20 protein-coding genes are annotated in these 21,896 nt (G+C 70.4%); 8 read left to right on the plus strand and 12 right to left on the minus strand.

What is annotated here, in order from left to right:
• Positions 1-186: hypothetical protein (locus tag HW577_RS26415; RefSeq protein WP_232474644.1), on the plus strand; the 186-nt coding region annotated here is incomplete at its 5' end.
• A gap of 40 nt (positions 187-226) precedes the next feature.
• Here the strand turns inward: HW577_RS26415 and HW577_RS03110 are convergent.
• The 9 genes from HW577_RS03110 to HW577_RS03150 form a co-directional block, all read right to left on the minus strand.
• Positions 227-1,471, minus strand: coding sequence for an Hsp70 family protein (locus HW577_RS03110; RefSeq protein WP_198374599.1), 1,245 nt, complete (start codon positions 1,469-1,471; stop codon positions 227-229).
• A 66-nt stretch (positions 1,472-1,537) separates the two neighbouring features.
• Positions 1,538-2,302, minus strand: a complete 765-nt coding sequence (locus tag HW577_RS03115; RefSeq protein ID WP_198374600.1) for a carbonic anhydrase — start codon at positions 2,300-2,302, stop codon at positions 1,538-1,540.
• 32 nt (positions 2,303-2,334) lie between these two features.
• On the minus strand, positions 2,335-2,859 hold the full coding sequence (locus HW577_RS03120; protein WP_198374601.1) for a hemerythrin domain-containing protein: 525 nt from the start codon (positions 2,857-2,859) through the stop codon (positions 2,335-2,337).
• Between the two features lie 24 nt (positions 2,860-2,883).
• Positions 2,884-3,729: a peptidylprolyl isomerase gene (locus HW577_RS03125; protein WP_198374602.1), complete on the minus strand. Its 846-nt coding sequence runs from the start codon at positions 3,727-3,729 to the stop codon at positions 2,884-2,886.
• Between the two features lie 5 nt (positions 3,730-3,734).
• A complete protein-coding gene (gene narI, locus HW577_RS03130) occupies positions 3,735-4,490 on the minus strand; it encodes a respiratory nitrate reductase subunit gamma (RefSeq protein WP_198374603.1) in 756 nt (251 codons plus the stop codon).
• 12 nt (positions 4,491-4,502) lie between these two features.
• Complete coding sequence (gene narJ / locus HW577_RS03135) at positions 4,503-5,213, minus strand: nitrate reductase molybdenum cofactor assembly chaperone (protein WP_198374604.1); 711 nt, start codon at positions 5,211-5,213, stop codon at positions 4,503-4,505.
• Complete coding sequence (gene narH, locus HW577_RS03140; protein WP_198374605.1) at positions 5,210-6,775, minus strand: nitrate reductase subunit beta; 1,566 nt, start codon at positions 6,773-6,775, stop codon at positions 5,210-5,212. Before narH ends, narJ begins: the two co-directional genes overlap by 4 nt.
• 5 nt (positions 6,776-6,780) lie before the next feature.
• On the minus strand, positions 6,781-10,509 hold the full coding sequence (locus HW577_RS03145; protein ID WP_198374606.1) for a nitrate reductase subunit alpha: 3,729 nt from the start codon (positions 10,507-10,509) through the stop codon (positions 6,781-6,783).
• A gap of 19 nt (positions 10,510-10,528) precedes the next feature.
• A complete protein-coding gene (locus HW577_RS03150) occupies positions 10,529-13,279 on the minus strand; it encodes a nitrate/nitrite transporter (RefSeq protein WP_198374607.1) in 2,751 nt (916 codons plus the stop codon).
• A gap of 221 nt (positions 13,280-13,500) precedes the next feature.
• Here HW577_RS03150 and HW577_RS03155 point away from each other — a divergent pair, with 221 nt between their 5' ends.
• From HW577_RS03155 to chrA, 7 genes are all read left to right on the plus strand, one after another.
• On the plus strand, positions 13,501-14,172 hold the full coding sequence (locus HW577_RS03155; protein ID WP_198374608.1) for a cyclic nucleotide-binding domain-containing protein: 672 nt from the start codon (positions 13,501-13,503) through the stop codon (positions 14,170-14,172).
• A 79-nt stretch (positions 14,173-14,251) separates the two neighbouring features.
• Positions 14,252-14,362, plus strand: a complete 111-nt coding sequence (gene pqqA, locus HW577_RS03160) for a pyrroloquinoline quinone precursor peptide PqqA (RefSeq protein WP_198374609.1) — start codon at positions 14,252-14,254, stop codon at positions 14,360-14,362.
• A 22-nt stretch (positions 14,363-14,384) separates the two neighbouring features.
• The gene (gene pqqB / locus HW577_RS03165; protein ID WP_198374610.1) at positions 14,385-15,287 is read left to right on the plus strand and encodes a pyrroloquinoline quinone biosynthesis protein PqqB; all 903 of its coding nucleotides are present in this window, start codon (positions 14,385-14,387) and stop codon (positions 15,285-15,287) included.
• A gap of 2 nt (positions 15,288-15,289) precedes the next feature.
• Entirely contained in the window at positions 15,290-16,006 is a 717-nt protein-coding gene (gene pqqC / locus HW577_RS03170) for a pyrroloquinoline-quinone synthase PqqC (RefSeq protein WP_198374629.1), read from the plus strand.
• Positions 16,003-16,260 (plus strand): pyrroloquinoline quinone biosynthesis peptide chaperone PqqD, encoded by a 258-nt coding sequence (gene pqqD / locus HW577_RS03175; RefSeq protein ID WP_198374611.1) that lies wholly within the window; start codon positions 16,003-16,005, stop codon positions 16,258-16,260. Before pqqC ends, pqqD begins: the two co-directional genes overlap by 4 nt.
• Complete coding sequence (gene pqqE / locus HW577_RS03180; RefSeq protein ID WP_332837381.1) at positions 16,257-17,324, plus strand: pyrroloquinoline quinone biosynthesis protein PqqE; 1,068 nt, start codon at positions 16,257-16,259, stop codon at positions 17,322-17,324. The genes pqqD and pqqE overlap by 4 nt, the downstream gene beginning before the upstream one ends.
• 155 nt (positions 17,325-17,479) lie before the next feature.
• Entirely contained in the window at positions 17,480-18,694 is a 1,215-nt protein-coding gene (gene chrA / locus HW577_RS03185; RefSeq protein WP_474100240.1) for a chromate efflux transporter, read from the plus strand.
• A 9-nt stretch (positions 18,695-18,703) separates the two neighbouring features.
• Here chrA and arsJ read toward each other — a convergent pair whose 3' ends face one another.
• Genes arsJ through HW577_RS03200 form a run of 3 tightly spaced genes read right to left on the minus strand, consistent with a single transcriptional unit; the run spans position 18,704 to position 21,841 of the window.
• Positions 18,704-19,936, minus strand: a complete 1,233-nt coding sequence (gene arsJ / locus HW577_RS03190) for an organoarsenical effux MFS transporter ArsJ (protein ID WP_198374612.1) — start codon at positions 19,934-19,936, stop codon at positions 18,704-18,706.
• A gap of 4 nt (positions 19,937-19,940) precedes the next feature.
• Positions 19,941-20,984, minus strand: a complete 1,044-nt coding sequence (locus HW577_RS03195; RefSeq protein WP_198374613.1) for an ArsJ-associated glyceraldehyde-3-phosphate dehydrogenase — start codon at positions 20,982-20,984, stop codon at positions 19,941-19,943.
• Positions 20,981-21,841, minus strand: coding sequence for a metalloregulator ArsR/SmtB family transcription factor (locus HW577_RS03200; RefSeq protein WP_198374614.1), 861 nt, complete (start codon positions 21,839-21,841; stop codon positions 20,981-20,983). The genes HW577_RS03195 and HW577_RS03200 overlap by 4 nt, the downstream gene beginning before the upstream one ends.
• Between the last annotated feature and the right edge of the window lie 55 nt (positions 21,842-21,896).

Here is a 21,896-nt window from a genome sequence, read left to right on the forward strand (position 1 = left end):
CCCGAGCCGCGGCGCGGCCCCGGCAGGCCGCGCAAGGCGGCTGCCGCGCCACAGGCGCGGCCCGTCGCCGACCCCTTCGATACCACCGATGACGGCGCGAACTGCCTGCGCTGCGGCTACCTCGTCGAGCCCGCGCGCGAACGACGCGGGCTGCTGACCTGCGCGGGATGCGACGCGACAGGCTGACTTGCGAGGGCGCAGCGGCCAGGCGCCGCGGCGTGCCGCCTCAGCCCATCTCGCCCGCGATCAGCGCGAGGCCCTCCGCCACGGACACGAACTCGCCGCCGCCCGCAACGCGCGCCGGCCCGAAGCGTTCCTCGAACAGCCGGCGGACGGCCGGCACCAGCGACGTGCCGCCGGTGAGGAAGACCCGGTCCACCTGCGCGGCGGCGAGCCCCGCATCGGCCAGCGCCGCATCGAGCGCGGCCGCGATCCGGGCGAGGTCCGGCGCGATCCAGCCCTCGAACGCGGCGCGCTCGATCGGCGCCTCCAGCACGAAGTCGCCATGCGCGAAGCGCAGCGTCGCCACCCCGGCCCGCGACAGCGCATTCTTGGCGGCCGAGACGGCGCGGTAGAGCTCGTAGCCCGCCTCGTCCTCGATCAGGCGGATGAGGCGGCGCAGCCGCTCCGGATGCTCGGCGGTGCGCGCGACCTCGGCGATGTCGCGCAGCGTGCGCGGCGCGCGCATCAGCGACAGGTGGTGCCAGCGCGCGAAGCTCGTGAACCATCCGGGCGGCACCGGCAGCGTCTTGCCCATGACCGCGTAGCTGCCGCCCTTGCCGAGCGCGGGCGAGACGACATGGTCGATGATGCGGTAGTCGAAGGCATCGCCCGCGATGCCGACGCCGGCATGGCCGAGCGGCGTGACCCGGCGTGGCGGGCCCGGGTCGAAGCGGAGGACGGAGAAGTCGCTCGTGCCGCCGCCGAAATCGGCGACCAGCACCGTCGCCGCGCGGTCGAGCCCGGCGGCGAAGCGATGGCCGGCACCGGCGGGTTCCAGCGCCAACACGACGTCCGGCATGCCGGCGGCCGCGAAGGCGGCCTGAAGCCGCCGCTCGCCGAGCCCATCGCCATCCGCGTCGCCCACGAAGCGCACCGGCCGGCCGACGACGATGCGCGCGCCGTCCAGCTCCGCACGGAAGGGCGCGAGCAACTCCCGCAGGAACAGCGCCACGAGATCCTCCAGCCGCCAAGCGCGGCCGAAGATGCGCGTCTCGGTGAAGCTGCGCTGCGCCAGGTAGCTCTTGAGCGACATGATGAGCCGGCTGCCGAGCGGATCGTCGAGATAGGCCTCGATGCCCGCGGGCCCGGCGGCGTGGCGCATCCGCCCATCGGCTCCGGACCAGAAGCAGAGCACGGAGCGGAACACCTCGCCCGTCGCGTGGCGCAGCGTCTCGCAGCCGCCATCCGGCCGCAGCATGGCGACGACGCTGTTGGTGGTGCCGAAGTCGATGCCGATGGCGGGGCGCATGCGCGGGGCGGTCCGAAGGGACCGGGGTTCAACCCCGCGCGACGCGGTCTGGCAAGCCCGGAGGGGTCAGCCCGCCGCGTCGTCGCAGCGGAGCGCCGCGGCGAGGCCGATGGCGGCCGGGGTTACGCCGGCCTCGGCGAGGCCGAGCGCCGGGCGCGGCGTCGCGCCGCCATCCACCTGGAGGAACGGGCCGTCCGGTGTCTGCGCCGCCTGCAGCAGCCCCCAGCCGAAGTGGAAGTACCAGCCATGCAGCGCGAGGCGCCCCTCGCGCACGCCCTCGGCGACGAAGGGATAGGTGGCGAGGTGGCGGAGGCTTGCCAGCACCGTCGCCTGCTCGGCCCGGCGCGCGACCACGGCGCGGTCGGCGTCGGTGACGAGCCCGTCCATCTCCTCGCGCACCTCGCGCGCGATGTTCACCCAGTCGGAGACGAATTCGAAGCGCTGGCCGCCATGATCGTGTTCCAGCAGGCAGCGCACGCCCGCGCAGAAGGAATGGCCGAGCACGATGATGTGCCGCACGCCGAGCGCCTTCACGCCGAACTCGATCGCCGAGGAGGTGCCGCGCGGGCGATGGTCCCGCTCGTATTCCGGCACCAGCGCGGCGACGTTGCGGATGACGAAGAGCTCGCCGGGCCGGGCGCCGTAGATGATGGCGGGGTCGGTGCGGCTGTCGGAGCAGGCGATCACCATCACCTCCGGCCGCTGCCCGTCGAGCAGCGCGTCGTAGAGATCGTGGTCCTGGTCGAAATGCTGGCCGCGGAAGCGGTCGAAGCCTTCGACGAGGCGCCGCAGCGCGCCGCCCCGCGGCGGCCCGGGATCCCGGCGGGCCATGTCAGCGCCGCCCCCGCCATGCTTCGATCCGGTCAGGCATAGGTCTCTCCCTGGTCGCGCCGGGCCGCCATCTCGCGGGCGATCGCGTCGCGCTCGGTGGTGTTGAGGCTGCGCCGCGCCGCGGGCAGGAGGTCCGCCTCCTCGACCGCGAGGTGGCGGCGATAGGCGGCAGCGAAGTGCAGCGCCGCCGGCAGGAAGCGCGCGGGCACCGGCTGACCCCTGGCGATGGCGAGGAGATCCGCCTGCAGCATCGCGCATTGCCGCGCAGCGGCGCGGCCTTCCGCCGCGAGCGTGCCGACCAGGGCGGCGATGCCGTCGGGCAGGCGCGGAAACAGCGACTCCTCCTCGTCGCGCAGGTGCAGCGGCAGGTCCTTCGCCAGCCAGGCGGCCAGCGCGCGCGCCATCGCCACGCGCCCCGGCCGCGCGGGGTTGCGCGCGAAGCGTTCGAGATGCCCGAGCAGCGCGCGCTGCCGCGCATGCTCGGCGCTGAGGAAACCAAGCGGATCGGCAAGAAGCGCCGGGTCGAGGGAGCCGAACAGGGCATCCGGGCCGCCCATGGCGTGCGCCTCCTCCTCCCTCGTTCAATTCACCAACGGGCCGTCCGCGCGCGCCTCGCCATCGGCGCCGAGCGTGAAGCCCTCGATCGTCGCGCGCGCGGCCAGCACGGCGATGTACTGGCGAACGGCCGCCGTCCAGGCGGCGTGGCGGAGGTCGCGCACCACCTGCCGGCGCGCCTCCTCGAACTCGGCGGCGCGGCGCGGCGTGTGCTGGTGCAGGTGCACGAGGTGCATGCCGTAGCGCGTCTCGACCACCACGGGGCAGACCTGGCCGGGCTCGAGGCCGGCAAGCATGGTCTCGAACTCCGACACGCTGCTGCCGCGCTCGATGCGCCCCAGATGGCCGGCCTCCTCGCGCGACGGGCAGTCGGAGTGCAGCCTGGCGAGTTCCGGCAGGCGGCCGGGGCAGGCGGTCAGCTCCACGAGCAGCGCCTCGGCCCTCGCACGCGCCGCCGCCCTTTCCTCCGGCACCTCGGGGTCCGCGGCGATCAGGATGTGGGAGGCGTCCCAGGCCTCGGGCGTGCCGAAGCGCTCGGGATGCGCGGCATGCCAGCGCCGTGCCGCGGCATCGTCCGGGTCAGGGATGCGGATCTCGGCGGCGAGCAGCGCGTCGATCGCGTCCTCCTCCTCGTCCTCGGCCTCCGCGTGGCCGCCGGCGCGCGCGGCGTCGAGCAGCAGGCGGCGGATGACGAGGGCGCGCGCGGCGTTCTCCCACGCGATCTCGGCGCAGGCCGCGGGGTGGTGCTGCATCTCGGCAGCGATGTCGCGCGCCGGGATGGTGGTGCCGTTCACGACGACGTCGTGCTCGGGCCAGGCGGGGTCGGCCGGCGCGGCGGGCTTCTGCGGCGGCGGCTGGAAGCGGACGGTCATGGGCGTCACTCCGCCGGCTGCGCGCCGGGGCGCGCGACGGGCCCGGGCCGGTTGGTCGCGCCGCCGCGCACCCGGACGATCTGCCAGGAGCGGAAGAGGTACCAGACCGGCGCGGAGAAGATGTGCACGAGCCGCGTGAAGGGCGTGACGAGGAAGAGCGTCATGCCGAGCACGAGATGCGCGTGGTAGGGGAAGTCGAGCCCGCGGATGAGGTCCGCCGCGCCCGGCTGGAAGGTGACGATCGCCTGGCTCCAGGCCGATAGCAGCAGCATGACGCCGCCGTCGCGATGCCCGAAGGAGAAGGGCAGCGTGACGAGGCCGAGGCAGAGCTGCACCCAGAGCAGCAGCAGGATGAAGGTGTCCGCGTAGGTCGAGGTGCGGCGGATGCGGTCGTCGTACAGGCGGCGATGGAGCAGCATCGTGAGCCCGACGAAGCACACCGCGCCGGCGATGCCGCCGGCGATGATCGCGACGCGCTGCTTCGTCGCCGGGTCGATCAGCCATTCATAGGCCCAGTGCGGCGTCAGCAGTCCGACGAAATGGCCGAAGAAAAGGAACAGGATGCCGAAGTGAAACAGGTTGCTGCCCCAGCGAAGCTGCTTCGCCCGCAGCATCTGCGAGGAGCCCGACCGCCAAGTGTACTGGTCCCGGTCGAAGCGGATGAGCGAGCCGATCACGAACACGCCCATGCAGATGTAGGGGTAGATGCCGAAGAGGAAGCCGTGGAGGTAGTCGGTGAAAGCGTCCCAGATGGCGAACATCTCCGCTCTCCTTCAGCGGGCGGTGGCGGAAGGCCCGCGGAAATGTCGCAGGCGCTGGATCATGGCGGCGACCTTGGCGCGGGCGCCTTCCTTGTCGGGGTCCGATTCCGGGCCGAAGACGACGGGCTCGGACTCGTAGGCCGCGTCGAGCTCGGCGAATTCCTCGGCGTCCGTCCGCTCCTGCTCCTGCGTCGGCGCCTGGGCGGGCGTCGCGCCGATCTCGGCGAGCGTCGCGGCGAGGATGACGGCGTAGAGCCGCGCCTCGGCGCTGCCGCGGCCGAGCAGCCGCGCATGCAGCGCGTCGAGGATCGGCGCGCAATGCGTGAGCAGGTTGCCGGCGACGTCCTCGGGTGCCACCGCGCAGAATTCGAGGAAGAGCGGCAGGAAGTCCGGCAGCTCCCGCGCATCGAGCGCGTAGCCGGCCTGCTCGTACACCTGCGCGAGCTCGATCATGGCGGGGCCGCGGTTGCGGGTGTCGCCATGGACGTGCTCGAACAGGTGCAGGGAGGTGCCGCGGCCGCGCTCGAAGAGGCGCACATAGGCTTCCTCCCGATCCAGCCCGTCGCCCTGCGCCAGGCGGCGCGGCAGGCGCAGCAGGCGGGGAACGAGGTTGGCGCGGAAGCCGGCGCCGGGAATGGCCGCCGCGATGTCGGGCAGGTCCGCGCGCAGATCCGCATCCGGGTAGCGGAGCAGGCGCGAGAGGATGGCGAGGCGCTTGTTCACTTCGCAGGCTCCTGCTGCTGGGCGGCTTCATGCGCCTCGCGGATGCGGGGCGGCGCCATGCGCCCGGCCGAGGGGCCGGAGGCGCTGAACAGGTTGCCGACGGTGCGCCCGTCGTAGCAGCCCTGGCCGAAGCTGAAGCCGCAGGACGACTTCAGGTCGAAGGCGTTCTCCGCGTATTCGCGATGCGTGGTCGGGATGACGTAGCGGTCCTCGTAGTTCGCGATCGCCAGCGTCTGGTACATGTCGTCCACCTGTGCGCGGGTCAGGCCGACCTTCGCCAGGATCTCCGCGTCGTCGCGGTTCTCCACCGTACGGGCCCGCATGTGCATGCGCATCGCCATCAGGCGCTGGAGCGCCAGCACGACCGGCGCCTCCGCCCCCGCCGTCAGCAGGTTGGCGAGGTACTTCACCGGGATGCGCAGGCTCTCGATGTCCGGCAGTCCGTCCTTCCAGCCGACATGGCCGGCTTCCACTGCGGACTGCACGGGGGAGAGCGGGGGGACGTACCAGACCATCGGCAGCGTGCGGTATTCGGGATGCAGCGGGAAGGCGATCTGCCAGTCGATGCACATCTTGTAGGTGGGGCTGTTGCGCGCGGCCTCGAGCCAGGCTTCCGGCACGCCGTCGCGGCGCGCCTGCTCGATCACCTGCGGGTCGGAGGGATCGAGGAAGATGTCCAGCTGCTTGCGGTAGAGCTGCTGCTCGTTCTCCGCACTCGCCGCTTCCGCGATGCGGTCGGCGTCGTAGAGCAGCACGCCGAGGTAGCGGATGCGGCCGACACAGGTCTCGGAGCACACGGTCGGCTCGCCCGCCTCGATGCGCGGGTAGCAGAAGATGCACTTCTCGGCCTTACCCGACTGCCAGTTGTAGTAGATTTTCTTGTAGGGGCAGGCGGAGACGCACATGCGCCAGCCGCGGCACTTCTCCTGGTCGATCAGGACGATGCCGTCCTCCTCCCGCTTGTAGATCGACCCCGACGGGCAGGAGGCGACGCAGGCCGGGTTGAGGCAGTGCTCGCACAGTCGCGGCAGGTAGAACATGAAGGTCTTCTCGAACTGCCCGTACATCTCCTTCTGGATGCCGTCGAAGTTGCGGTCCTTGGAGCGCTTGCGGAACTCCGTGCCCAGGATCTCCTCCCAGTTCGGGCCCCACTTGATCTCCATCCGCTCCCCGGTGATGAGCGAGACGGGGCGCGCGACGGGCATCGTCACGCTTTCCGGCGCGGTCTGCAGGTGCGTGTAGTCGAAGGTGAAGGGCTCGTAGTAGTCGTCAATCTCCGGCAGGTTCGGATTGGCGAAGATGTTGGCGAGGATGCGCCACTTCGCCCCGATGCGCGGCTGGATGGAGCCGTTGCGCTTGCGCGTCCAGCCGCCCTTCCACTTGTCCTGGTTCTCCCAGTCCTTCGGGTAGCCGATGCCGGGCTTGGTCTCGACATTGTTGAACCAGGCGTATTCGACGCCCTCGCGGCTGGTCCACACCTGCTTGCAGGTGACCGAGCAGGTGTGACAGCCGATGCACTTGTCGAGGTTGAGCACCATCGCGATCTGTGCGCGGATCTTCATGGCCGTTACTCCGCCGCCTTGAGGTCTGCTGCCTGGGGTGTCACGCGCGGGCCGTCGAGCCATTCGACATTCGCCATCTTCCTGACGATGACGAACTCGTCGCGGTTGGTGCCGATCGTGCCGTAGTAGTTGAAGCCGTAGGCGAGCTGCGCGTAGCCGCCGATCATGTGCGTCGGCTTGATCGTGGCGCGGGTGACCGAGTTGTGGATGCCGCCGCGGGCATGCGTGATCTCGCTGCCCGGCACGTTCACGATCTTCTCCTGCGCGTGGTACATCATGATCATCCCCTTCGGGACGCGCTGGGAGACGACGGCGCGGGCGCAGAGCGCGCCGTTGACGTTGAAGGCCTCCACCCAGTCATTGTCCTCGATGCCCATGGTCGCGGCGTCGATCTCGCTGAGCCAGACGATCGGCCCGCCGCGCGAGAGCGTCAGCATCAGCAGGTTGTCCGTGTAGACGCTGTGGATGCCCCACTTCTGGTGCGGCGTGATGAAGTTGAGCGCGATCTCCGTGTTTCCGTTCGGCTTCACGCCGTGCATCGGGCCGTGCGCGCGCAGGTCCACCGGCGGGCGATACAGGCAGAGCGCCTCCCCGAAGGCGAGCATCCAGGGATGGTCCTGATACAGCTGCTGTCGCCCGGTGAGCGTGCGCCAGGGGATCAGCTCATGCACGTTGGTGTAGCCGGCGTTGTAGCAGACCTCCTCGCTCTCCAGCCCCGACCAGATGGGGGAGGAGATGATCTTGCGGGGTTGCGCCTGCACGTCGCGGAAGCGGATGGCCTCGTGCTCCTTCGGCGTCGCGAGATGCGTGTGGTCGCGCCCGGTGGCCCTGCCCAGCGCCGCCCATGCCTTCACCGCGACATGGCCGTTGGTCTCGGGGGCCAGGTGCATCAGCGTCTCGCAGGCGTCGATGTCGGATTCCATCCGCGCGAGCTTGCCCTCGACGCCCGGCACCTCGACCTCGCCATTGAGGTGGCGAAGGAACTCCACCTCGTGCTCCGTCTTCCAGGCGATGCCCTTGCCGTTGTTGCCGAGCCTGTCCATCAGCGGCCCGAGCGCGGTGAAGCGCGCATGGGTGTTCGGATAGTCGCGCTCGACGACGGTGACGGCGGGCATGGTCTTGCCGGGGATGGGTTCGACCTCGCCCTTCTTCCAGTCACGCACCTGGTGCGTCTGGCCGAGCTCGGCCGGGCTGTCATGCATCAGCGGCGTCAGGACCGTGTCGCGTTCGCGGCCGAGATGCCCCTCGCACATCGCGGAGAACCGCTTCGCGATACCTCGGAAAATCGCCCAGTCGGTGCGGCTTTCCCAGGCCGGATCCACCGCCGCCGAAAGCGGGTGGATGAAGGGATGCATGTCGGAAGTGTTGAGGTCGTGCTTCTCGTACCAGGTGGCCGTCGGCAGCACGATGTCGGAGTACATGCAGGTCGTGCTCATGCGGAAGTCGAGCGTCACCAGCAGGTCGAGCTTCCCCTTCGGCGCCTCGTCGTGCCAGGCAGCTTCCTCAGGCTTCGCCGCCCCCTGCTCGCCCAGGTCCTTGCCCTGCACACCGTGCTGCGTGCCGAGCAGGTGCTTGAGGAAATACTCGTGCCCCTTGCCCGAGGACCCCAGCAGGTTCGACCGCCAGACGAACAGGTTGCGCGGCCAGTTTGCCGGATGGTCGGGGTCCTGGCAGGACATCTCGAGCGTGCCGGACTTGAGCGACTGGGCGACGTATTGCGGCACGGGCATGCCGGCCGCCTCGGCTTCCGCGGCGATCCCCAGCGGATTGCGCACGAGCTGCGGCGCGGAGGGCAGCCAGCCCATCCGTTCGGCGCGGATGTTGAAGTCGATCAGCGCGCCGCTCATCGCCTTGGGCGCGGTCGGCGAGAGCAGGTCCTTCACCTGCACCGTCTCGTAGCGCCACTGGTCGGTATGCGCGTACCAGAAGGACGTGCTGTTCTGCTGGCGCGGTGGCCGCGCCCAGTCGGTCGCGAAGGCGACGGGGATCCAGCCCGATTGCGGGCGCAGCTTCTCCTGCCCCACGTAATGCGCCCAGCCGCCGCCCGACTGGCCGATGCAGCCGCACATCACCAGCAGGTTGATGATGCCGCGGTAGTTCATGTCCGAGTGGTACCAGTGGTTCAACGCCGCCCCGAGGATGACCATCGACTTGCCGCGCGTCTTCTCGGCGTTGTCGGCGAATTCGCGCGCGACGGTGATGATCTGCTGGCGCGGCACGCCGCACACGGCCTCCGCCCAGGCGGGCGTGTAGGGGGCCATGGCGTCGTAGTCCGCCGTGCCCGTCACGCCGTAGTTGGCCAGGAACAGGTCGTAGACCGTCGCGACCTTCGCGGTGCTGCCATCGGCGAGGGCGACGGTTGTGAAGGGCACCTCATGCGTGACGGTGTCGCCGAGGCTGGTCGGGTTGAAGAATTCGACCGCGCCGTCGCCGAAATAGGGGAAGGTGACGGGCGCGGTGGCGGCACCGGCCAGCGTCAGGCGCGGCGTCACCTCGGCACCCGACTTCGCGTCGCGGCCCTCGAGGTTCCACTTGCCCTGCTCGCCCCAGCGGAAACCGATCGAGCCCGTGGGCACATAGGCCGCGCCGGTCGCGTCGTCGATCGCGACGGTCTTCCAGTCGGGGTTGTTCGCCTCCCCGGCATTGTCCGCGAGATCCGATGCGCGCAGCTGCCGGTCGGGCACCAGGCGCCCGTCCTTCTCCGTCAGCATCACGAGCATCGGCATGTCGGAGTATCGGCGGCAATAGTCGAGGAAGTAGTCGCCGCGCCCCTTCGCGTGCCATTCGGACAGGATCACATGGCCCATGGCCAGCGCGAGGGCGGCATCCGTGCCCTGCTTCGGGTGCAGCCACAGATCGGCGAATTTCGAGGCTTCGGAGTAGTCCGGCGTGACGGTCACGACCTTGGTGCCGCGGTAGCGCGCCTCGGCCATGAAATGGGCATCGGGCGTGCGCGTCTGCGGCACGTTCGAGCCCCACATCATGATGAAGCCCGCATTGTACCAGTCGGCGGATTCGGGAACGTCGGTCTGCTCGCCCCAGGTCTGCGGCGATGAGGGGGGCAGGTCGCAATACCAGTCGTAGAAGGACATGCAGACGCCGCCGATGAGCGACAGGTAGCGGCTGCCCGCGGCGTAGCTCACCATGCTCATCGCCGGGATGGGGGAGAAGCCGATGACGCGGTCAGGCCCGTGCTGCTTGACGGTGTGGACATTGGCGGCGGCGATGATCTCCTCCGCTTCCTCCCAGGCCGCGCGGACGAAGCCGCCCTGGCCGCGCACCTGCTGGTATTCGCGCCGCTTCGACGGATCGTCCTGGATGGACCTCCACGCCTTCACCGGGTCGGCGTGCAGGGCCTTCGCCTCGCGCCACAGGCGCAGCAGGCGCTTGCGGATCATCGGGTACTTCACCCGGTTCGCGCTATAGAGGTACCAGGAGTAGGAGGCGCCGCGGGAACAGCCGCGCGGCTCGTGGTTCGGCAGGCCGGGGCGCGTGCGCGGGTAGTCGGTCTGCTGCGTCTCCCACGTCACGATCCCGCCCTTGACGTAGATCTTCCAGGAGCAGGAGCCGGTGCAGTTGGCGCCGTGGGTGGACCGCACGATCTTGTCGTGCGCCCAGCGGGACCGGTAGGCGTCCTCCCAGGCGCGGCTTTCGGTCGTCGTCTCGCCATGGCCGTTGCTGAAGCCGCCGGCGTATTTCCTGAAATAGGTCAGGCGGTCGAGGAAGTGGCTCATCTGTTCAGGTCCTTCCCGGTCAGGCCGTGGCCGGCGGCGCGCTGGCGCGGCCGCGCTCGATGTCGTGAAGCAGGCCGCCCCGGCGCGTGTAGACGCTCCAGGTCACGGCGATGCAGATCAGGTAGAAGGCGAGGAAGCCCCAGAGTGCCGCGACCGGGCTGCCGGTCATGGCGATCGAGGTGCCGTAGCTCTTGGGGATGAAGAAGGCGCCATAGGCGGCGATCGCGGAGGTGAAACCGATGATCGCGGCACTTTCCTTCTCCGCCTGCGTCCGGCGCTGCGCCGCGTCGAGTTCCGGCATCAGCCGCGCCATATCCTTGCCCATGATCGCGGGGATCATCTGGAAGGTGGAGGCGTTGCCGACGCCGGAGGCGAAGAACAGGAACATGAAGCTCGCGAAGAAGCCCCAGAAGGCGCCAGGCTGGTCCTTGATGCCGATGAAGTGGATGACGCCGTAGACGCCGGCCGCCATGGCGATGAACACCAGCAGGCTGACCCGGCCACCGCCCCACTTGTCCGAGACCCAGCCTGTCATGGACCGCGACAGCGCGCCCACCAGCGGGCCGAGGAAGGCGAGCTGCAGCGCGTCCACCTCGGGGAACTGGGTCCGGGCCAGCAGCGGGAAGCCCGCCGAGTATCCGATGAAGGAGCCGAAGGTGCCGGTGTAGAGGAAGCACATGATCCAGTTGTGGCGGCGCTGGAAGATCACGGCCTGGTCGGCGAAGGACGCCTTCATCGACGTCAGGTCGTCCATGCGGAACCAGGCCGCGAAGGCCGCCGCCGCGATGAAGGGCACCCAGATGAAGCCCGCATTCTGCAGCCAGAGCGTCGAGCCGCCCTGCACCGGCTGCGCATCGCCGCCGATCGCGCCGAAGACGCCGGCGGTGATCACGAGCGGCACGACGAACTGCACGACGCTGACGCCGAGATTGCCCAGGCCCGCATTGAGCGCGAGCGCGTTGCCCTTCTCCCGCTTGGGGAAGAAGAACGAGATGTTGGCCATGGAGGAGGCGAAGTTGCCGCCGCCGAAGCCGCAGAGCAGCGCCAGCGCCAGGAACACCCAGTAGGGCGTGGCCGGATTCTGCACGGCGAAGCCGATGCCGAGCGCCGGGATCATCAGCGACCAGGTCGACAGTGTCGTCCACAGGCGCCCGCCGAAGATGGGTGGGGCGAAGGAGTAGAAGATGCGCAGGGTCGCGCCCGACAGGCCCGGCAACGCTGCCAGCCAGAACAGCTGGCCGGTGTCGAAGCGGAAGCCGACGGCCGGCAGCTTCGCGACCACCACCGACCACACCATCCACACGGCGAAGGCAAGCAGCAGGCAGGGGATGGAAACCCACAGGTTGCGCCGGGCGATGGCGCGGCCCTGTGCCTCCCAGAAGGCCGGGTCTTCCGGCCGCCAGTCGGCGATGGCGTGGCCGCGCAGCGCGCCCTGCTGCGCCGCGCCGTGGATCGGCTGCATCTCCGGCAGTTCGGGCAGGCGTTCGAGCGCCGGGGCGGCCGCTTCGCGCTCCATCCGCAGGATCGCCATGTGCATCCACACCAGCGCGACCGCGCTGATCAGGAACAGCAGCATGAAGCAGGACTGCCGGATGCCGGTCAGGTCGTTCAGCAGGCCGAAGACGATGGGCAGGATGAATCCGCCCAGGCCGCCGATCAGGCCGACGACGCCGCCGACCGGACCCACGCGGTTCGGGTAGTAGACCGGGATGTGCTTGTACACTGCGGCCTTGCCCAGGCTCATGAAGAAGCCGAGCACGAAGACCAGGAGGATGAAGGGGATCACGCCGGTCTCGAGCCGGAATTCCATCGGCCCCTGGATGCCCTGCACCACGTAGGTGGTCGGCGGGTAGGAGAGGATGAAGCTCACCAGCACCGACACCCCGAGCGTCCAGTACATGATGCGCCTGGCGCCGTAGCGGTCCGACAGCACGCCGCCATAGGCGCGGAAGATCGACGCCGGCACCGAATAGGCCGCGCCGATCATGCCCGCGGCGGTGATGGAAAAGCCGTAGGTGTCGATGATGTAGCGCGGCAGCCAGAGCGCGAGTGCCACGAAGGCGCCGAAGACGAAGAAGTAGTACAGGCTGAAGCGCCAGACCTGGATGTTCTTCAGCGGCTCCATCAGCGCCGAGATCGGCTCGGGCTTCTGGCCCGTGGCGCGCCGGCGGGCGAGGTCGGGGTCGTCCTGCGTCATGAACCAGAAGGCGGCCGCGGTGACCAGCAGCGCGATCGCCCAGACGATCGCGACCGTCTTCCAGCCGAAGGCCACCATGATCACGGGGGCGAGGAACTTCGTCACCGCCGCGCCGACATTGCCCGCGCCGAAGATGCCGAGCGCCGTGCCCTGCTTCTCCTTCGGAAACCACTTCGAGACATAGGCGATGCCGACGGCGAAGGACCCGCCCGCGATGCCGACGCCGAGCGCGGCGAGCAGGAAGGTCGGGTAGTCATAGGCGAAGACCAGCAGGAAGGTCGCGACCGCGGCCGCGACCATGGTGCCGGTGTAGACCACGCGGCCGCCATACTGGTCCGCCCAGATGCCCAGCATCAGCCGGATCAGGCTGCCCGTGAGGATGGGCGTGCCGACCAGCAGGCCGAACTGCGTCTCGTTCAGGCCGAGGTCGCGCTTCAGCTGGACGCCGATGATCGAAAAGATCGTCCAGACCGCGAAGCAGACGGTGAAGGCGATGGTGGACAACCACAACGCCCTGGACTGTGCGCCGGGATCGGGCGCGAAGCCCGCTGGCGTGACGCTCTGCTGTGACATGCCCTGCTCTCTCATCCGATGGAGGCAGGCGAACTCTTCGGATCGGAGGCGGGCAGGACGATTGATCCTGATCAAGCAAGACGCGCCCGGCGGCCCTGATTTCGCGCCAAAGCCAAGTGTGGCAAGGACCGCCATGACGCTGGCCGGAAAAGCCATTGATTCAGATCAAGGCACACCATGACCCGGCCGTGCCTGATGCGCGGACCGACGGGGAACCCGCCATGCCCAACGCCTCCCGCACCCGCACGCTGCTGGAGAACTCCCCCTTCTTCCAGGCGGCCGGCGCCGCCGCGATGACGGAGGTGCTGCGGGCGTCCTTCACCCAGATCCTGCCGCGCGGCGCGCGGCTGTTCGAACAGGGGGACGAGCCGGATTTCCTGCACATGCTGCTCGAAGGCAGCGTCGGCCTGCAGGCCCAGGTCGAGGGATCCGGCAGCACGATGGTGGAACTGTTCGGGGCGGGCGAGGTCTTCCTGGCCGCCGCCGTCGTGCTCCGGCTTCCCTATCTCGCCACCGCCGTTGCCCTGACCGAGGTCCGGGTCCTGATGATCCCTGCGGACGCCTTCCGGGAGGGCGTCAGCCGGTCCCACGATCTCTGCAAGGCCACGACCCAGCTGCTGGCGCGGCATTGGCGCCTGATGGTCGACCAGGTGGTGGACGTGAAGCTGCGCACGGCGGAAGACCGCGTGGCGCGCTTCCTCGCGCACCGGGTCTCCGAGGAAGCCGGCACGGGCAATGCGGCGATGCCCGAGCCGCGCGCCGCGATCGCCGCACGCCTCGGCATGACGCCCGAGACGCTCTCCCGCGCACTCGCCACGCTCGAGCAGAAGGGCAAGTTGCGGCGCTCGGCGACCGGCGCCCTGGTGGCGGACCGGACGGCGCTCTCGAAATAGCCGCGAGGCCCCCCGCCCGGCCGGGGGGGGGATCGCTTGATGTCGCGGCGCGTCGGGGCCATCCTATGGGCAGCCGGCGGTGGGCCGGCCACAACCGGAGGATTCCTTTATGGCCTGGAAGACGCCCAAGATCGTCGAGATCTCCCTCGCCCTCGAGATCAACAGCTACGCCTGCGCCGAGATCGGCTGAACAGGCCGCCCGGGGCCGCTTCATGCTCCGGGTGATCGTCCTTGGGGCCGCCGCCGGCGGTGGATTTCCGCAATGGAATTCCGCCGGATCCGGTTGCTTGCGCGCGCGTGCCGGCGACCCGGCCGCGCCCCCCCGTACGCAGGCGAGCATCGCCGTCTCGGCCGACGGGGAGCGCTGGCTGCTGATCAATGCCAGCCCTGACCTGCGGCAGCAGATCGCCGCCACCCCCGCGCTGCATCCCCGCCCCGGTACGCTGCGCAACTCGCCGATCGGCGCCGTGCTGCTGACGGGGGCGGAGGTCGATACGCTCGCCGGCCTGCTGCACCTGCGGGAACGGCAGCCCTTCGAGATCCTCGCCGCGCCCCAGACGCTGGCCGTGCTCGACGCCAACCCGATCTTCCGTGCCCTGAACCCGGAATTTGTCGGCCGCCGCGCGATCCTGCCCGGGCAGGCGGTCGAGGCGCTCGGCATCGCGGTCACGCCCTATGCCGTGCCGGGCAAGGTGCCGCTCTTCGCCGAGGAGGGCGCCGATCCCGGCCTTGCCGAAGACGGGGAGGCGCTCGGCATCGCCGTCTCGGCCGGGGGCGGGACGCTGCACTACATCCCGGGCTGCGCGGCGATGACGGATACGCTGCGGCAGCGCCTCGCCGGCGCGGACTGCGTACTGTTCGACGGCACGCTGTTCCACGACGCGGAGATGATCGCCCTCGGCGCCGGCCCCAAGACCGGCCGGCGGATGGGCCACATGCCCATGACCGGGCCGGGCTCGACCGTCGAGGCCTTCGCCACCATCCCGGTCCGCCGGCGCGTGTTCGTCCACATCAACAACACCAACCCCGCCCTGCTGGCCGACAGCCCGGAACGCGCGATCCTGCGCGACGCCGGCTGGGAGGTCGCGCAGGACGGCATGGAGATCCGGCTTTGAACATGATGTCGGCCGAGGCGCTGGAAGCCGCGCTGCGCGCGATCGGCGCCGAGCGCTACCACGTCCACCACCCCTTCCATCACCTGCTGCATGGCGGGAAGCTGACGAAGGACCAGGTCCGGGCCTGGGCGCTGAACCGCTACTACTATCAGGCCTCGATCCCGGCGAAGGACGCCTCCCTGCTCGCGCGGCTGCCCACGCCCGATCTTCGCCGCGAATGGCGCCGGCGCCTGGTCGACCACGATGGCGACGGCGTGCATCCGGGCGGCGTCGAGCGCTGGCTCGCGCTGACCGACGGGCTCGGGCTCGACCGCGACTACGTGACCTCGCTCGCCGGCCTGCTGCCGGCGACCCGCTTCGCGGTCGACGCCTATGTGCGATTCGTGCGGGAGAAGTCGCTGCTGGAGGCGATCGCCTCCTCGCTGACCGAGATGTTCTCCCCCGACATCATCTCCCAGCGCGTCTCGGGCATGCTGCGGAACTACGACTTCGTCACGGCGGAGACGCTCGCCTACTTCACCCCGCGGCTGACCCAGGCGCCGCAGGATGTCGCCTTCGCGCTGGCCTATGTGAAGGAACACGCCGACACGGCGGAAAAGCAGCAGCAGGTGCTCGCCGCGCTGCGGTTCAAATGCGACCTGCTCTGGTCGCAGCTCGATGCGCTGCACTTCGCCTATGTCGAACCCGGATTGCCGCCGCCCGGGGCGTACCGGCCATGACCCCGCGCTTCGCCCCGGGCGTGCGCCTGCACCATGACGTGGCCCGGGCGCGCTGGGTGGTGATGGCGCCCGAGCGCATGTTCGTCCCGGACGAGACGGCGCTCGAGGTGCTGCGCATGGTCGATGGCGCGCGCGATCTGGACGCCATCATCGACGGCCTGGCCGAGAAGTTCGACGCGCCGCGGGAGGTGATCGCGGGGGATGTGCGCGGCCTGCTCGACGACCTCGTCGCGCGTGGGGCGCTGGTGACGTGAACGCGCCGCTGGCGCTGCTGGCCGAGCTGACGCATCGCTGCCCGCTGCGCTGCCCCTACTGCTCGAATCCGGTCGAGCTGACCCGCGCCTCGGAAGAACTGGCGACGGAGGAATGGGCGCGCATCTTCCGGGAGGCCGCGGAGATCGGCTGCCTGCAGGTGCACCTGTCCGGCGGGGAGCCCACGGCGCGGCGCGACATCGTCGAGATCACGGCCGCGGCGCGCGCGGCCGGACTCTATACCAACCTGATCACGGCGGGCGTGCTGCTCGACGCGGCGCTGATCGCGCGGCTGCAGGCGGCGGGGCTCGACCATGTGCAGCTGTCGGTGCAGGACGCCGATGCGGCCGGGGCGGAACGTATCGGGGGCATGCGCGGCGCCCATGCGCGCAAGGAAGCCGCCGCGCGGCTGGTGCGGGAGGCGGGGCTGCCGCTGACGCTCAACGCCGTCGTTCATCGGCAGAACCTGCACAACCTGCCGCGGCTGATCGACATCGCGCTGGCATGGGGCGCGGCGCGGCTCGAGGTCGCGCATGTGCAGTACTATGGCTGGGCACTGGCGAACCGGGACGCGCTGCTGCCGACGCGCGCGCAGCTGGATGAGGCGACGCAGACGGTGCAGGCGGCGCGGGAGGCGCATCGCGGCCGGCTCGTCATCGACTATGTCGTGCCCGACTACCATGCCGCGCGCCCCAAGTCCTGCATGGGCGGCTGGGGCAACCGCTTCCTCGCCGTGGCGCCCTCGGGCCGCATCCTGCCCTGCCATGCGGCCGAATCGATCGCCGGGATGGAGTTCCCGAATGCGCGCGAGACCTCGCTCCGCGCAGCGTGGGAAGACAGCGACGCCTTCAACCGCTTCCGCGGCACCGGCTGGATGCGCGAGCCCTGCCGGGGCTGCGAGCATGCCGAGCGCGACTGGGGCGGCTGCCGCTGCCAGGCCTTCGCGCTGACCGGCGACGCGGCGGCGACCGACCCTGCCTGCGCGCTGTCGCCGGATCGCGCGCTGCTGCTCGCCGCGGTGGCGGAGGCAGGGGCGACGGCGTTCCGCTATCGGGAGTTTGGCTGACAGCCGGAGCGTGAGGGCTTGGTCCGTCCAGCTTGGCTGAAGCGCGTAAACCCGGCGGTCTGGCGCGACAATCTTCATCCTGCCTGCGGTTGGCATGCGGCCGTGACCCGTCTACGTCGGATAACTGCTGCAATGCCCCGCCGGAGACGCCGATCGTGACCGACACACCCGTGCCGCGCCCCGACATGCCGCCGCGCGACGGCTTCACCACCATCCTGTTGATCTTCCTCCGCCTCGGCCTGACCTCCTTCGGCGGGCCGGTCGCGCATATCGGCTACCTGCGGGAGGAATTCGTCACCCGCCGCAAGTGGATGACCGAACAATCCTATGCCGACCTGGTGGCGCTCGCGCAGTTCATGCCGGGGCCGGCCAGCAGCCAGACCGGCTTTGCCATCGGCGTGATGCGCGGCGGGCTGCCGGGCGGGCTCGCCGCCTGGCTCGGCTTCACCATGCCGTCCGCGATCGTGATGGTGCTTGCCGCCTATGGCGTGGATCTCGCCGCCGGCGGCACCGGGGCGGGGGTGGTGCATGGGCTGAAGCTGGTCGCCGTCGCCGTCGTGGCGCAGGCGGTCTGGGGCATGGCGGGCAGCCTGTGTCCCGACCGCACGCGCGCGACGCTCGCCGTGGCGGGCACCGTCGCGCTGATGCTGCTGCCGAGCGCCTGGACGCAGATCGGCGTGATCCTCGCGGGCGCCGCGGTGGGCGTCGCGCTGCTGCGCAACGGCGTCGCCGCGAATGACGCGACGCTCGGCTTCACGGTGCCGGCCTGGGCGGGTGCGACGGCGCTGCTGCTTGCCGTCGTGATCCTGCTCGGCCTGCCGCTGGTCGCCGTCGGCGGGCCGCAGGCGCTGGCCTTGTTCGAGGCCTCCTACCGCGCCGGCGCGCTGGTGTTCGGCGGCGGGCATGTGGTGCTGCCGTTGCTCGAGGCGAGCTTCGTGCCGGGCTGGATGAGCGCCGACACCTTCCTCGCCGGCTATGGCGTGGCGCAGGCGGTACCCGGGCCACTCTTCACCTTCGCGGCCTTCCTGGGTGCGGCGGCCACGCCCTTCCCGAACGGCGTGCTCGGCGGCGCGATCGCGCTGGTGGGCATCTTCCTGCCGGGGCTGCTGCTGATGTACGGCATGCTGCCCTTCTGGGACGGGTTCCGGACGCGGCCGCTGGCGCAGGCGATGCTGCGCGGCGTGAACGCGGCGGTGGTCGGCATCCTGCTGGCCGCGCTGTATGATCCGATCTTCACCGCGGGGGTGAAGGGGCCGGCGGATTTCGCCATCGTGCTGGCCGCGTTTGCGGCACTCGTGCTGTGGAAAGTGCCGGCCTGGGCAGTGGTGGCGGCGACGGCGGCGGCCGGGGCGCTGGCGCACGGCCTGTAGCGGCGCGCCTCAGGCGTCCCGCCGACGCGGCAGGCGCAGCGTGAAGCCCCAGCACAGCAGCAGCATCGCGGCCGCGCCGGCCAGGCAGGCCACGAGCCCGCCCCAGCCATAGAGCAGGCCGGAAAGCAGCGTGCCGCCGAAGCGACCGGCCGCATTGGCGGCGTAGTAGAAGCCCACATCCTCCGCCGCCTTCTCGCTGCCCGCATAGGCGAGCACGAGGTAGGAATGGAGGGAGGAATTCACCGCGAACAGCAGGCCGAAGACGCAGAGCCCGACCGGCACGAACAGGTCCGCGCGGGGGATGCCGGCCAGCATCATCGCGGCGAGCAGGGCGGGCACGGCGGCGAGCGCGAGCGACCAGGCGCGCGCGGCCGACACCTCGCTGGACAGCCCATCCCCGCTGCGCCGGACGAAGGCGGGCGCGCCGGCCTGTACGACTCCATAGCCGATCGTCCAGAGCGCAAGGAAGGCGCCCACCATCGTGAAGGTCCAGCCGGAGGCGTAGAGAAACACGGGCAGCCCGACCACGAACCACACATCCCGCGCGCCGAACAGAAAGACGCGCGCGACGGCAAGCAGGTTGATGCCGGCGGATTTCGCGAAGAGTTCGCGCGCCGAGCGCGACGCGCGCGCCTTGCCCATCAGCGGCGGCACGGACAGCACGACCCCCGCCAGCACCAGCGCCAGCGCGGCCGCCATCGCCCAGAGCGCGCCACGGAAGCCAAGCGCCTCCAGCAGCAGCCCGCCGAGGAAGAAACCTGCGCCCTTCATCGCGTTCTTGCTGCCGGTGAAGAAGGCGACCCACCTGAACAGGCGGCCTGATGCGTCGCCCGCCGTGACCTTGATCGCGGATTTCGACGCCGTCTTGGTCAGGTCCTTCGCGATGCCGCAGACGCCCTGCGCGACCACCACCCAGGCGACGGCCAGCGCCGCGCCCCAGTCGGGCGAGACGGAGGACAGCAGCAGGAAGCCCAGGATCTGCGTGGCGAGCCCGACCGCCAGCATGCGCGCGATGCCGAAGCGCGTCGCGAGCCAGCCGCCGACGAGGTTCGCGCCGATCCCCGCCGCCTCGTACAGCAGGAACAGGAAGGCCAGGGTGAAGGGCGAATAGCCCAGGCGGAAGAAATGCAGCAGCACCAGCATCCGCAGCGCGCCGTCGGTCAACGTGAAGCCCCAATAGGCGAGCGTCACGATGACGTAGTTCCGCGTGCCGTGGGACGCGGCGGCGGCAGTGCTGCTCATCCCGTCAGATCCCGGCATCCGCCATGTGGCTGGCGAGGTCGACCATGCGGCAGGCATAGCCCATCTCGTTGTCGTACCAGGCATAGACCTTCAGCAGCGTGCCGTCGGTGACCATGGTGGACAGTGCGTCCACGATGCTGCTGCGCGTGTCGCGCGCGTAGTCGGCGCTGACCAGCGGCCGGTCCTCGTAGCCGAGGATGCCGGCGAGCGGCCCGGCGGCCGCGGCGCGGAACAGCGCGTTCACCTCCTCGGCACTCGTCTCCCGCCGCATCTCGAAGACGCAGTCGGTCAGGGAGGCGTTGAGCACTGGTGCGCGCACCGCATGGCCGTTCAGCTTGCCCTTCAGCTCCGGATAGATCAGCGCGATGGCGGTGGCGCTGCCGGTCGTGGTCGGCTGCAGCGAGAGCATGGCCGAGCGCGCTCGCCGGAGATCCTTGTGCGGCGCATCCACCACGACATTGGTGTTGGTCGGGTCGTGGATGGTGGTGATCTGGCCGTGGCGGATGCCGATCGCCTCATGCACCACCTTCACCACCGGGGCGAGGCAGTTGGTGGTGCAGGAGGCGGCGGTGACGATCGGATGCCGCGCCGGGTCATACAGATGCTCGTTCACGCCGACGACGACGTTTAGCACGCCGTCGAACTTCACCGGCGCGGCGACGATGACGCGCTTCGCGCCGCGGTCGAGATGGCCTTGCAGCGTCTCGGGGCTCAGGAACTTCCCCGTGCACTCCAGCACGACATCGACGCCGAGCTCGCCCCAGGGAATGGCGCCGGGCTGCGCATGCTCGCTGAAGCCGAGGCGCCGGTCGCCGATGCGGATCGCCTCGGCGCCCTCGGTCCCCATCGGCGCGCGCCAGCGGCCCTGCACGCTGTCGAATTCCAGCAGATGGGCTGTCGCGGCCGCGCCGCCCTTGACCTCGTTCAGATGGACCACCTCGAGCCGGTTGCCCGCGCGCGGGTCGTCCGCCTGCCGGTCCGCCGCACCCATCGCCGCGCGCAGCGCGAGCCGCCCGATGCGGCCCATGCCGTTGATCCCGACCTTCATGCCCGCACCGCGGCCGCGAGCGGCTGCGCCAGTTCATCGATGCGCGCCTTCAGCGCCATGCGGTCCAGCGTGCCGAAGGGCAGGCTCGTGAAGATCGCCAGCCGGCGATGCAGCGCGGCGTAGAGCTCGTTCAGCAGCGTCGCGCGCTCGGTCTCGCTGCCGGAGAACTTCGCGGGGTCCGGCAGCGGCCAGGCGGCGGTGACGTGCGTGCCCTCGAAATCCGGGCAGGCCTGCAGGTTCACCGTGTCGCAGAGCGCGATGACGAAATCCATCCGCGGCGCCTCGGGCCCGGTGAACGCGTCCCAGGATTTCGAACGCAGCGCCGAGACATCGTGGCCGAGCGCCTTCAGCTGCGCGAGCACCTCGGGCAGCGGGCCGTCCCGCGAGGGCTCAGAGCCGGCCGAGACGGCGCGGAAGCGGCCGCCGCCGATATCGTTCAGGATCGCCTCCGCCATGATCGAGCGCGCCGAGTTGCGCGTGCAGAGGAACAGGACGTTGAAGGTCGCCGGGCTCATCCGGGCGGTCTCCCCAGGCGGTTCGAGGATGCGGTGCAGGTCGCCGCAGCGCGCCGGATCGCCGTCGCAGCAGGCATCGGCGAGGAAGGCGAGCAGGGCGCGCAGCCGGTCGAGCTGCGCGGCGTAGATCAGGCTGCGCCCCTGGCGGGTCGCGCCGATCAGGCCGGCCTGCTCGAGCGCGCGAAGGTGGAAGGACAGCGTCGAGGGCGGCACGCCGAGCCGTGCCGCGGCGTCACCCGCCGCGAGGCCGCTCGGCCCCGCGCCGAGCAGGATGCGCAGCAGGTCGAGCCGCGTCTCCTGTCCGAGCGCCGCGAAGGCGAAGGCTGCCGTCGTCGATTCCATGATTCGACAATAATCGAATCTTTAGCGCCCGTGCGTGAATCTTCGATGACAGGCC

The sequence above is a fragment of the Neoroseomonas rubea genome (assembly GCF_016106015.1).
GTDB classification, from domain to species: domain Bacteria; phylum Pseudomonadota; class Alphaproteobacteria; order Acetobacterales; family Acetobacteraceae; genus Neoroseomonas; species Neoroseomonas rubea.

Excerpts from the sequence above, each read along its gene's own strand:
- HW577_RS03110 (WP_198374599.1), bottom strand. The coding sequence starts at position 1,471 with ATGCGCCCCGCCATCGGCATCGACTTCGGCACCACCAACAGCGTCGTC.
- HW577_RS03115 (WP_198374600.1), bottom strand. The coding sequence starts at position 2,302 with ATGGCCCGCCGGGATCCCGGGCCGCCGCGGGGCGGCGCGCTGCGGCGC.
- HW577_RS03120 (WP_198374601.1), bottom strand. The coding sequence starts at position 2,859 with ATGGGCGGCCCGGATGCCCTGTTCGGCTCCCTCGACCCGGCGCTTCTT.
- HW577_RS03125 (WP_198374602.1), bottom strand. The coding sequence starts at position 3,729 with ATGACCGTCCGCTTCCAGCCGCCGCCGCAGAAGCCCGCCGCGCCGGCC.
- narI (WP_198374603.1), bottom strand. The coding sequence starts at position 4,490 with ATGTTCGCCATCTGGGACGCTTTCACCGACTACCTCCACGGCTTCCTC.
- narH (WP_198374605.1), bottom strand. The coding sequence starts at position 6,775 with ATGAAGATCCGCGCACAGATCGCGATGGTGCTCAACCTCGACAAGTGC.
- HW577_RS03145 (WP_198374606.1), bottom strand. The coding sequence starts at position 10,509 with ATGAGCCACTTCCTCGACCGCCTGACCTATTTCAGGAAATACGCCGGC.
- HW577_RS03150 (WP_198374607.1), bottom strand. The coding sequence starts at position 13,279 with ATGTCACAGCAGAGCGTCACGCCAGCGGGCTTCGCGCCCGATCCCGGC.
- HW577_RS03155 (WP_198374608.1), top strand. The coding sequence starts at position 13,501 with ATGCCCAACGCCTCCCGCACCCGCACGCTGCTGGAGAACTCCCCCTTC.
- pqqB (WP_198374610.1), top strand. The coding sequence starts at position 14,385 with ATGCTCCGGGTGATCGTCCTTGGGGCCGCCGCCGGCGGTGGATTTCCG.
- pqqC (WP_198374629.1), top strand. The coding sequence starts at position 15,290 with ATGATGTCGGCCGAGGCGCTGGAAGCCGCGCTGCGCGCGATCGGCGCC.
- pqqD (WP_198374611.1), top strand. The coding sequence starts at position 16,003 with ATGACCCCGCGCTTCGCCCCGGGCGTGCGCCTGCACCATGACGTGGCC.
- arsJ (WP_198374612.1), bottom strand. The coding sequence starts at position 19,936 with ATGAGCAGCACTGCCGCCGCCGCGTCCCACGGCACGCGGAACTACGTC.
- HW577_RS03195 (WP_198374613.1), bottom strand. The coding sequence starts at position 20,984 with ATGAAGGTCGGGATCAACGGCATGGGCCGCATCGGGCGGCTCGCGCTG.
- HW577_RS03200 (WP_198374614.1), bottom strand. The coding sequence starts at position 21,841 with ATGGAATCGACGACGGCAGCCTTCGCCTTCGCGGCGCTCGGACAGGAG.